Consider the following 1,745-nt stretch of genomic DNA (forward strand, 5'->3'; position numbering starts at 1 on the left):
GGCACGAAGGCGGCGCCTTCGCCCGTCACGCACTCCTGGCCCATGGCCGAGAGCACACCGCCCGGGCCGAGTTCGAGGTACGTCGTGACGCCCGCGTCCTCCAGCGCCCGCATGCCATCGAGGAAGCGCACGGCCTCGCGGACGTGCCGCACCCAGAACTCGGCGGAAGCCATCTCGTCGGCGACAACAGCACCGGTCAGGTTCGACACGACCGGGATCCGCGGTGCGGCGAAGGACAGCCCCGCCACCACCTCACGGAAGTCGTCCAGCATGCCGTCCATGTGCGGCGAGTGGAACGCGTGGCTCACGATCAGCCGCTTGGTCTTCCGGCCCTGCGCGGCGAACGACTCCGCGACGGCGACCGTCGCGTCCTCGTCACCGGCCACGACCACCGACTGCGGGCCGTTGATCGCGGCAATGCTCACCCGGTCGCCCTCGCCGATCAGCGGCAGGACCTCATCCTCCGACGCCTGGACGGCGATCATCACGCCGCCGGCCGGGAGCGCCTGCATCAGCCGGCCGCGGGCCGCGACCAGGGCACACGCGTCGTCCAGGGAGAACACCCCGGCCACATGCGCGGCAGCGATCTCACCAATGGAGTGACCGGCCACGAAGTCCGGCTTCAGGCCCCACGACTCAACGAGGCGGAACAGCGCGACCTCAACCGCGAACAGGGCGGGCTGGGTGTACTCGGTCCGGTCCAGCAGCTCCGCGTCCTGCCCGAACAGGGCTTCCTTCAGCGGGAGTTCCAGCCGCTCGCACACCGCGTCCAGCGCGGCCGCGAACACCGGGAAGGCGTCGTACAGCCCACGGCCCATGCCGAGGCGCTGGCTGCCCTGCCCCGTGAACAGGAAGGCGACCTTCCCGCCCACCGGCGAGCCCATGACCACGCCCGCCGCGGAACCGCCCTCCGCGAGCGCGGCCAGACCGGCCAACAGGCCCTCGCGGTCCGCGGCCACGACCGCCGCGCGGTCCTCGAACTGTGCCCGGCCCGCCGCGAGCGACCAGGCAATGTCGACCGGGTGCAGCGCGTCCGGCGCGGAAAGGACGAAGTCCTGGAGTCGGCGTGCCTGCGCCTGGAGCGCCTGGTCGCCCTTGGCCGTGAGCACCCAGGGGACGATCGGCAGGGCCGAGTCCGCCGCGGGCGGCTCCGCCGGTGCCGCAGCCGGCGGCTGCTCGATGATCGTGTGCGCGTTGGTGCCGCTGATACCGAACGACGAGACACCGGCCCGGCGGGGACGGCCGGTCTCCGGCCAGTCCACGGCCTCGGTCAGCAGCTCGACGTCGCCGGCCTCCCAGTCGATGTGGCTCGACGGCGCGTCGACGTGGAGGGTCTGCGGAAGCACTCCGTGCCGCATCGCCATGATCATCTTGATCAGACCGGCAACACCGGCAGCAGCCTGCGTGTGTCCGATGTTCGACTTGATCGAGCCGAGCAGCAGCGGACGGTCGGCCGCCCGGTCCTGGCCGTACGTGGCCAGCAGCGCCTGCGCCTCGATCGGGTCACCGAGCCGCGTACCCGTACCGTGCGCCTCCACCGCATCCACATCGGCAGCCGACAGGCCCGCGCTCGCCAGCGCCTCGCGGATCACCCGCTGCTGCGACGGGCCGTTGGGGGCCGTCAGGCCGTTGCTCGCGCCGTCCTGGTTGATCGCCGAGCCGCGGACCACGGCCAGGATCGGGTGGCCGTTGCGTACGGCGTCCGACTGCCGCTCGACGAGCAGCATGCCCGCACCCTCGGCCCA

1 protein-coding gene is annotated in these 1,745 nt (G+C 72.3%); it reads right to left on the reverse strand.

The window, feature by feature from the left end:
* Positions 1 to 1,745 (reverse strand): type I polyketide synthase (locus ACIQUT_RS40265; protein ID WP_403570700.1); only part of this gene is annotated, 1,745 nt, incomplete at both ends.

The organism is Streptomyces sp. NPDC090445 (assembly GCF_044769385.1).
Classification (GTDB): domain Bacteria; phylum Actinomycetota; class Actinomycetes; order Streptomycetales; family Streptomycetaceae; genus Streptomyces.